Source organism: uncultured Brachyspira sp., from assembly GCF_944390595.1.
In the GTDB taxonomy this organism is placed as follows: Bacteria; Spirochaetota; Brachyspiria; order Brachyspirales; family Brachyspiraceae; genus Brachyspira.
In genome coordinates this window covers 1-10,129 of record NZ_CALXRN010000080.1, presented here as the reverse complement: position 1 = coordinate 10,129, position 10,129 = coordinate 1, and the positions used below count along the sequence as shown (strand labels likewise).

General features: G+C 28.7%; 11 protein-coding genes. All 11 read right to left on the bottom strand.

The window, feature by feature from the left end; genetic code table 11:
* Positions 1-242 (bottom strand): response regulator (locus Q0J90_RS04335; protein WP_297276740.1); only part of this gene is annotated, 242 nt, incomplete at its 3' end.
* 15 nt (positions 243-257) lie between these two features.
* Positions 258-2,552, bottom strand: coding sequence for an apolipoprotein N-acyltransferase (lnt, locus tag Q0J90_RS04330; RefSeq protein ID WP_297276739.1), 2,295 nt, complete (start codon positions 2,550-2,552; stop codon positions 258-260).
* A 75-nt stretch (positions 2,553-2,627) separates the two neighbouring features.
* Entirely contained in the window at positions 2,628-3,092 is a 465-nt protein-coding gene (locus Q0J90_RS04325) for a bacteriohemerythrin (protein ID WP_297276738.1), read from the bottom strand.
* An 81-nt stretch (positions 3,093-3,173) separates the two neighbouring features.
* Positions 3,174-4,535, bottom strand: a complete 1,362-nt coding sequence (gene hslU / locus Q0J90_RS04320; RefSeq protein WP_297276737.1) for an ATP-dependent protease ATPase subunit HslU — start codon at positions 4,533-4,535, stop codon at positions 3,174-3,176.
* Between the two features lie 2 nt (positions 4,536-4,537).
* Positions 4,538-5,068, bottom strand: coding sequence for an ATP-dependent protease subunit HslV (hslV, locus tag Q0J90_RS04315; RefSeq protein WP_028330688.1), 531 nt, complete (start codon positions 5,066-5,068; stop codon positions 4,538-4,540).
* Positions 5,069-5,152: 84 nt separating this feature from the next.
* A complete protein-coding gene (gene pncB / locus Q0J90_RS04310) occupies positions 5,153-6,352 on the bottom strand; it encodes a nicotinate phosphoribosyltransferase (protein ID WP_297276736.1) in 1,200 nt (399 codons plus the stop codon).
* Positions 6,353-6,365: 13 nt separating this feature from the next.
* Positions 6,366-6,593, bottom strand: coding sequence for an AtpZ/AtpI family protein (locus Q0J90_RS04305; protein WP_297276735.1), 228 nt, complete (start codon positions 6,591-6,593; stop codon positions 6,366-6,368).
* Entirely contained in the window at positions 6,580-7,494 is a 915-nt protein-coding gene (locus Q0J90_RS04300) for a M23 family metallopeptidase (RefSeq protein ID WP_297276734.1), read from the bottom strand. Before Q0J90_RS04300 ends, Q0J90_RS04305 begins: the two co-directional genes overlap by 14 nt.
* Positions 7,495-7,548: 54 nt before the next feature.
* Complete coding sequence (locus tag Q0J90_RS04295) at positions 7,549-8,496, bottom strand: N-acetylmuramoyl-L-alanine amidase (protein ID WP_297276733.1); 948 nt, start codon at positions 8,494-8,496, stop codon at positions 7,549-7,551.
* Positions 8,497-8,703: 207 nt separating this feature from the next.
* The gene (fliN, locus tag Q0J90_RS04290; RefSeq protein ID WP_297276732.1) at positions 8,704-9,048 is read right to left on the bottom strand and encodes a flagellar motor switch protein FliN; all 345 of its coding nucleotides are present in this window, start codon (positions 9,046-9,048) and stop codon (positions 8,704-8,706) included.
* Between the two features lie 175 nt (positions 9,049-9,223).
* Positions 9,224-10,129: flagellar motor switch protein FliN (fliN, locus tag Q0J90_RS04285; protein ID WP_297276731.1), on the bottom strand; the 906-nt coding region annotated here is incomplete at its 5' end.

The window sequence follows — 10,129 nt, the reverse complement described above, 5'->3', positions numbered from 1 at the left end:
ATATTTATTGATATATTTTCTTTTTTTAATAATTTTAAAAGTTCTATTCCGCCCATTAAAGGCAAATCTATTTCCATAACAAGAAAATCAGGCTTAGTGGAAATTATATTTCTATATGCATCTATACCATTATTTACTATACCGACAACATCTATTCTATAATGACTTGATAAAATATTATTAAGCATTTCTGCAGTTATTTTAGAATCTTCTGCTATAAGTACCTTAATGGAACTCAACATAAACACCCTTTATTATTATTTTTTAGCACTATTATTTTTTTTAGTATTATTTTTACTAATATTTTCTTCATTTTCTTCTATAATAGTACTCAAAGTAGAATAAATATCAGATGTAAATTTACTATCATCAAATATGTTATAATCCTTGTTGGAATCTTCAATTATATCAGAAATCTCTTTACTATAATTTATATTTAAACTACTTTCAGAAAATACATCTATTATCTTTTTATCATTTTCTGCATTATCTTTTTTAAGAACTTCTTTTTTTTCTATAACTTTTGGTTCTTCTTTATCTTTTATAATTTTTTCTTTACTAAGCTCTTCTTTATCCTTTATAATTTTTTTATCATCTATTTTATCTTTTGGTATGGAATCTTCTATATCATCTAAACTAGGCAATTCATCAAAAGTATCGCTATTAATATAATCATCAACTTTTTTTCCGGAAGGTATAACAACAACAGCTTCCTGTTTTTCTTCTTTAGCTTCTTTATTAAATAAACGCTGTTTAATGATTTCTTTTAATTCTGATATACTCTTAGTAGTAGCAAAGAATAATAAAACACATATACATATAAAACAAAGATATACAAACCATTCGCCAAATCTTGTATATATTGTTATATCACTATTTAAAGCTACATTAACTATCATATAATCAGGCTTCCAAAAAGGAAGAGTAGAAATTATTTTTCCTGTACTTGATATATGACCTGTAACTCCAGAATTTCCATTATGTACAATATCTCTTCTATTTTCTATGGCTCTAAATATTGACATGTAAAAATGCTGAAGTAAAGATTCATCACTATAAGACCAAGCATCCTCTGTGATAACAGCTAAAGTCTGAGCTCCATCATAAACAAATTTCCTAACAAAATTTCCAAAAGCACTCTCAAAACATATAACACCTGAGAAAGTATAACCATTAGGATGATTAAATACTGTTAAACTTCTTCCTCTATTCCATCTGTTTGCACCTGCTTTATCAAATTGAGAATACATAAAATTAATAATATTTTTAAATGGAAAAGTATTAAGCAAAAATTCATTATCTTGAAAAGGATACGATTCTCCTCCTGGAACTAATTTTATTTTTGAATATTCTCCAATAACATTTCCTCTGTCATTAATAAATTCCATACCATTATAATATTTATACGGATTATAAGCATTCTCATTCGTATCTTCTTTAATAATAGTTGTTCCAAGTAAATGATAAGTTTGAGTATATCTAATCATATCATAAAGTATGTATGTATTGAATACACCAGGATACATAGAATTTGATGCCAAACCATAGTCAAAAATTTCTTTATACTCTGATATATAAAAACCATAAGAATCTAATGTAACAGATTCAGGATATACTATTAATGAAGGTTTTGAGAGAGAGGCATCTCTTGCAAGTTCTGCTATTCTTTTAACAGATATAGTACCATTTTGAGTTACTCCATCCGGCTTCTCTTCACTTTTGAATTTTTCCGGTTTTAACAAGAACTTTTCTGCAAAACCTTGTATCCCTTTAGATCCTTTTCTATAAGGCTCTCCTGTATATATACTATTCCAATAAATATTAGGATCAAATGATTTTTGTATTAATGCCATCTTAGTTTTAGGCTGCAAAGTTCTCTTTGATTCTTCTACATTAATTCTTATAGCACCGTAAAGTATAATAAGCAAAAACGAACCAATAAAAATTAAAGCCGGAATATAAGGTCTTCTATATTTAGGCTTTTCAACATACATTACTAAATAATGTGCTATTAAAGCATTGCTTAAATATATAACAAAGCTTATTCCTAATACTCCAAATATATCCGCAGACTGTATAAATAAAGAAAAATTCCATTGAGAATATCCTATAATACCCCATGGAAAACCTAAATATCCTACATTTCTCATATATTCCATAAATGTAAAAGTTGCCGCTATAGCTAAAAACCTAAATTTAGGCATTCTTTTAGAAATAAAACCGCTTAATAACATTGCTGGAAAATAAAAGAGAAATGTAATTAAAAAAAGTATGGTAAATAAAGTTAAAAAGGATACTACTGCTTCTGTCTCTTTTAACATAAAAGAGGTTACCCATAACAGGAGATAACCAAAAAATACAACTACAAATATAGATGCTGATATTATATAATATCTAAGTTTATCAGACTTATAAATTATAATATTTAAAGGGACAAGTGCTATAAATGATACTGGAAATAAATTAAGAGGCGGAAAAGACAAAGACAGAAGTACAGCACTAACAATACTTAATATAATTACACCAACAGTATACGAATTATTCCTAGACACAACTAAATTTCCTAAAACATTTTATACATTTTTCTTTTAAAAAGAATGGATTTTATAAGATACAAGTAAAATGAATTAATGACCTTCTTTTTTATTTAAAGCTTCTTTAATTTCATTTACAAATTTTTTATCTTGGAATCCTATATGTTCCAAAAGCCAATCTTTTAAAAACTTAATGAATTTATTGGCAACAAAAGGCTGACCTTCTTCATATTTTCTAATCTGATCAACTATTTCCAAATAGAAACTTTTATGCATAGCTTTATGATTTTCAGCATCAGAATAATTAATAAGATCCATTATTTTTTCTTCTGTTTTAAAATGATATTGAGTATAATCTATACACTTTTTAATAGCTTTTATAAATGCTTCATTAGTATTTGCATTATTATCTACTGTTGCAGTGTAAAGTTCATTAACAATATTTACTAATTCTTTATGCTGACTATCTATAAGCTTATGTCTAGTTTCATACAGAGGCACCCATTTAATAAAAGCTGATGATTCTTGTTGCTCATTATTATTGTTATTATTATCCATCTCAGTCCCCTTTAAATTTTTTATTTATATTTAAATTTTATAAAAAATTTACAAAAAGTCTACTTATATAAAAAAACACTATTATAATATATATCTGCTAATATCTCTATTATCCTCAATATCTTTCATAGCATCTTTTATATTATCGGCATTTATTTTAATAAATTCACCCTTATGTTCATCTGCACTAAAAGAAATTTCCTCAAAAACTTTTTCCATTATAGTGTAAAGTCTTCTAGCACCTATATTCTCAACATTAGTATTAATATTATAAGCCATATCAGCTATAGCCTCTAAAGCTGCATCTTCAAATTCTATAGTTACACCTTCTGTTTTAAGAAGTTCCTGATACTGCTTAGTTATAGCATTTTTAGGATTAACAAGTATATCCTTAAAATCATCCTTAGATAAAGCTTTAAGCTCAACTCTTATAGGAAATCTTCCTTGAAGTTCAGGTATTAGATCAGAAGGCTTATTAATATGAAAAGCTCCTGCTGCTATAAATAATATATGATCTGTCTTTATAGGACCATATCTTGTATTAACAGTAGTTCCTTCTACTATAGGAAGTAAATCTCTTTGTACACCATGACGGGCAACATCAGCACTATCGGTTTTATTTCCGCTTGCTATTTTATCTATTTCATCAAGGAATATTATTCCCATATTTTCAGTAAGGCTTAAAGCATCTGATGTGATTTTTTCCATATCTATTAAAGATTCAGAAGCCTCATTAATAAGATATTTTTTAGCCTCTTTAACTCTAAGGCGTTTATGTTTTTTATTTGGAGGCATAATACTTCCAACCATAGATTGAATCATATCGCTTTCTTCAAAGCCCATGCCTGGTATTATACCAAACATTCTATTTTGACCGCCTGTTATTTTTATCTCAACATAACTTTCATCAAAATCGCCATTAGCTATGCGTTTTTTTATCTGCTCTTTAGCATTTTTCTTTTTTTCCATTTCTTCTTCAGATAAATTTTCTGCATCTTCTTTTTTTACAGATGGGAGCAATAATTTTGCCAATTTATCCAAAGCTATATCAGTAGCCTCTTTCTCCACCTCTTTCATCATAGCAGTTTTTAAATCAAATATGGCAACATTAACTAAATCTCTAACCATACTCTCAACATCTCTGCCGACATAACCAACCTCTGTATATTTAGTAGCCTCAACCTTAATAAAAGGAGCATTTACCAATTTAGCAAGTCTTCTAGCTATTTCTGTTTTACCAACCCCAGTAGGTCCTATAAGTATAATATTTTTCGGAGCAACTTCATCTTTTAAATCCTCCGGCAAATGACGTCTTCTATATCTATTTCTTAAAGCTATAGCAACTGAACGCTTAGCTTCTGTTTGACCTATTATATATTGATCCAAAGCTTCTACTATTTTTCTAGGTGTAAGTTCGCTTTCTAATTTCGCATCAAATGACATATTTATTCAAGTACCTCCAAAGAAATATTACTATTAGTATATATACATATTTTAGAAGCTATTTCAAGTGATTTTCTTGCTATATCCGGAGCTGACAAATCTGTATTTTCAGTTAAAGCAATAGCTGCTGCTTTAGCATACTGCCCCCCGCTTCCTATAGCTAGTATATTATTCTCACTTTCTATAACATCGCCGTTTCCGGAAAGTAAAAGCATTTTATCTTTACTTGCTACTATAATAAGTGCCTGTAAATTTCTAAGCATCTTATCAGTTCTCCATTCTCGTGCAAGCTCAACAGCAGCTCTGGTTAAATCTCCGGAAAACTCCTGCAGTCTTTTTTCAAATTTCTCAAATAATGTAAAAGCATCAGCAGTAGAACCGGCAAATCCAGATACAACTTTCCCGCCGTACAATTTTCTAAGTTTAACTGCATTCGGCTTCATTACAGTTTCTCCCAATGTAACCTGTCCATCACCTGCTATAGCTGTAACTCCATTCCTACTTACAGCACAAATTGTAGTGCCTTTAAACATATATTTATTACCTCATAATTATTTATTTTATCTCATATTGTATTATATATTTGTTTCTAATGCAAATACTATTTTATAATTTTACTATTCATTAGCTACTATTCTAAGATAATGCAGAAACTCCTCATCTTCACAAATAGTCTTGCCTTCATCGTCAGACAGCTTGGCAACAGGTTTTCCATTTACACTTTGAAGTTTCATAACTATATTAAGAGGTTTAGCTACAGGTTCAAAATCGTTCATAATAAAAGTACCTATGCCGAATGTAACATTAGTTTCATCTTTAAACTCTTTATAAATTTTATATGCTTTTTCAAAATTTAAACTATCGCTAAAAAGAAGAGTCTTAGTTTTAGGACTTATTCTCAATTTTTTATAATGTTCTATAACTTTATATCCCCAAACTATAGGATCTCCTGAATCATGTCTTATTCCGTCATAAAGCTTTGCAAAATATAAATCAAAATCTTTCAAAAATTTATCTGTACCTAATGTATCAGATAATGCTATACCTAAATCGCCCCTATATTCATTTACCCAAGACTGCAGCATAAACTTTTGACTTTCAGCAAGTCTTACTTTATCTAGTGCCTGTCCTACTTGATAATATTCATGAGCATTCGTTCCAACAGCAAGCAAATTATATTTATAAGCAAAATACACATTACTTGTACCAACTAGGCATGAAGCAGGAAGAGTTTTCTTAAGAATATCAATAACTTTATCCTGCCATTTAAACGAAAATCTTCTTCTTGTTCCGAATTCAGAAAATTTAAATCCATTATCATGATTATGCATTGGAAGAAGAATGTCATTTAATTTTGTATTTAAATTTATTTCTGCTTGTTTATATGCTTTCTCTCCGTTATCATCTTTACAAACAGTATATTTATAATAAATTTCACTAATCATAGCAAGTACTGGTATTTCCCAAAGAATAGTTTGATACCATGGACCTTCTATTTCTACTGTTAATTTATTATTATCAAATAACGCCTTTATATGCTCTTCTAATGGTCTATATAACTTTAAAAATTCTATATAATCCCTCTTTATAAACCTTAATGATGACAAATAATCCAATTCATCTTTTTGAAAAGTTAAATTACAGAAATACTTTATTTGCTGTAAAAATTCATCATGCATATCTTTAGTCCATTCCAATATATTCCTGCTTTTAAAAACATAACGTACCCAAACATCAGAAAACTGCCTTAAAGCACATTGCTGCATGGTAAATTTATATAAATCTGTATCCAATAAACTAGTTATTATAGGCTCCATTTACAATTCCTTTTCAATCTTTATTAATCTTATCAAAAGTCTTTGATATTTTATATAACCTGTAAATGCCGGAAACAAAACCAACAAATATACCTATTATAGTAAATAAAGGTCTGCTTCCAAAATGTTTATCTGCATAATGTCCTACAAAAGCTAAACCTAATACCATACTTCCAAATTCAGCTCCAAGTGCCGCATATTTGATTCCATTTTGCAATTTTTTATTGTCAGTTATCTTCATAATCTAAAGTAGTAAATATTAAAGGGTTAACATATTCTGTAGCTAATCTCAATTCATATTCAAATTCCCCAGTTTTAGCATTACCTAAAATTTCACCCTTTCCTACATCCATATTTTCAGAAACTAAAGATGTAGCAAGCCCTTTATACCTTGTTATAATACCGAATCTATGATAAATAGTTATAGTAAATCCTGTATCTTTATCATAAGAAATACTATTAACTGTTCCGGAAGCCGTAGCTCTTATTAAAGTCCCCGCAATAGTTTCAAAACCAACACCTTTGGATATAACAGAACCATCCTGATATGGCCTTGAGATAACAGCATATCTTGAGTCTATGGGAAGTATAGATGGTATAGGCTCTAAAGAATTGTTTTTTGAAGATACATTAGCTTTTAATTCATCCAAATATCCCCTTATCTTCTCTAACTCCTCAGATCTGGAATTCAAAAGAAGAATATTATCAGCATAATTACTACTGTTAAAATCAATATTGGAATTCTCTATATTTAATTTTTTCGCCACATTAGACATATCTGTTCTATAATAATCATTTGTAACAACAGAATTAAATATTTCTTCAAATGAGTTTATTTCTCTTAATTTATCCTGATAGCTTCCGCTTAATATTTCTGTTTTGCTCGCCATTATAGTATTTTTTGTTAAAAATGAAAAAGTAGAAAGCAATGCTACAGAAACTAAAAGTATTATGATAATCAAAGCATATATTGAAATTGATAGAGTTCTAGTTTTCTTTTTGGAATGAGGTATAAACATAAAGTAAATCTTATGTGTTAAGAATTTACCTATTTTTTTTAAAAATAAAGAAAATGAAGATTCTGTTTTATTAACATATTTTTTATTATGTTTCTTCTTTTTTATTTTATAAACTTCAGACATAAAATAATTCTACCTATACTTTTACAACCATTTTAACAAAATATATAATATTTATCAAGTCGTAGTATAGATATCAACTAATGCTTTATATATTTGATTAGCCAATTCTTTTATCTCTTTTGTACTTCCAAATTTAGCTTCATGTATAAAAGCTGATTCTATCATAATAGAAGGAACATCTTTTTTCATTTCCTGCTTATTATAAGTATGCTCAAATGCATCGCCTATAACAATTAGTCCTCTTAAAGATATACCCTCATCAATTAATTCATCTTTATCATAAAATTTCCATACAGAATCAGGAAGCACCGCATCATGTCCTATAATAGGTGAAATATTATATTCTTCCTGCATTCTCTTAGATACTCTCTGAGCTACCTGCATAGAAGCTGCAAATTCCCTGTTATAAGGGCTAACTATAACATGGAAGCCTGAAGTTTTTCTTCTTCTGCTTATATAAGGCATATAATCAAAATGCAAACTAATTAATAAATCAAAATTATTATCTATAGCATAATGTCTTATAGCATATAATTCTAATGTTTGATATCTAGTTAAATTTCCATTTCTGTATTGATCTTCTATTTTTGTGTTATATATACCTAGAAGTTTTTCATAATTATTTGTCATATATTCTTTAATAGGTCTGCTGTAATAAGCACCATCCCTACTTAAAAAATATTCAAATCTGCTGTCTTCAGAAAGTATTTTGGCTAATTCTCTGCCTACTCTTAAAGTCATATAATATTCATATCCTAATGAACCTAATGCACCTTTTGTTGCAGCATTATGTCCGGGATCTATAAGTATTCTTATTTTTTTATTTTCAGGATTAAGAGTGTTAATTTCATTATTTTGTAAATTATCCTGTTTTACTTCGCTATCTCTAACTATAGTTTCAGATGCTCTAGTATTAGCTGTAACTATAAGTGATGAAAAAGATACTATTATTAAAACGATAATAACAACTGAAAAAATTATAAAACGATTCTTATTATTCATAGTTATATTATCGTAAATATTTATTATTAAATTAGTTATAATATATAAAATATTTTTTAGTTACTTGTTAGAAATAATAATTTATTAGTATAATCTATAAAGTTTTAATAATTAAAATTAAATATATACATTTTTTTATTATTTGAACTTACTCAGAAATTGAATATGCATATCAGAATTAAAACCATTTAAAATTTGTTATATAAATTATTTATCTTTTTTATTATTTTCAGCATCAGTTTTAGAAATATTTTCAACTAATATATCTGTAGAATTCATAATATCAGTTATACGAACACCAAAACACTCATCTATTACTACAACCTCGCCCTTAGCTATTAGCTTACCATTAACAAGTAAATCCACAGGTTCACCTGCTAATTTCTGAAGCTCTATAATAGAACCCTCCCCAAGCTCTAATATTTCACGTATACTTAAACGTGCTCTTCCAAGCTCAACTGTAACATTAATTGAAACATCCATAAGTAAACTAATGTTACTAGAAGGTGCAGCATTCAATTTAGGTTCATTATCTTGTTTTTTATCACTCATTATTTCACTTCTTACCTATTTTTATTAAAAAAGCAAACTATATATTATAAAATGCAAAACTATCTATGCTCTTGTATATACAATTATATATATTTATTAAGATAATTTCAATTATAAAAATAAAAAAGCGAGGATTTTTAATCCCCGCTTTTCTTATATTGGTACTTATTTTAACTTATCTAGGTTTATTAGTAAGTCTATCCATAGGATTTATGATATCAGTAACACGAACACCGAAGTTTTCATCTATTACTACAACCTCACCCTTAGCTATTAACTTACCATTAACAAGCAAATCTACAGGTTCACCTGCTAATTTTTGAAGCTCTATAATAGAACCTTCACCAAGTCCTAATATATCTCTAATAGTCATAGTAGCTCTTCCTAACTCTACAGTCATGTTCATAGTTACATCCATGAGCAGACCAATATTGCCGGTACCCTGAACATCAGAAGCAGGCATTAAAGAGTTAAATTCAGCATGCTGTACGCCTAATTGAGGACCTGAATCAAAAGCCTGATTATCAACAAGTCCGCCCATAGGACTATTGCTTGAAGCAGCATTTCCGGCAGAAGACGCAGGAGCTGAAGATGAAGTAGCACTGCTGGAAGCTGAACTTAAAAGACTTTGTAATAGCGGAAGTTCTAAAGCAAATACATAAGGAGCATTGTCTATCTCTCCTTCAATAGATAAATTACCGCTAACTATTGCCAAAGGTCCAGGTATATTAATACCAAAAGCATCTTCTAATATAGAAGTCTCTATAGGCGAATTAGTAAAACTTCCTCCAAATCTTGAAGATAAAGCACTATCAGAAACCCCAACCATTTGGGAAAAAGCTTCTTTTAATACTTGTGCTACCATATCATTTAAAGCAGCTTCTTTTTGACCCATCATAAGAGAAGCAACAGCTAAAGCCTCATTTTCTCCCATGAAGTAATAAACATTTCCGCTAATAGAGCCTGTATATCCAACTTTAGCCTCTATCATCTTACCTGATAGCATTTGATGCAAGTTATTCACATCTCCAACTGTAGTCGTAATATTAGTAATAGACGCAGTTTTTGTAGAAATAGAAGA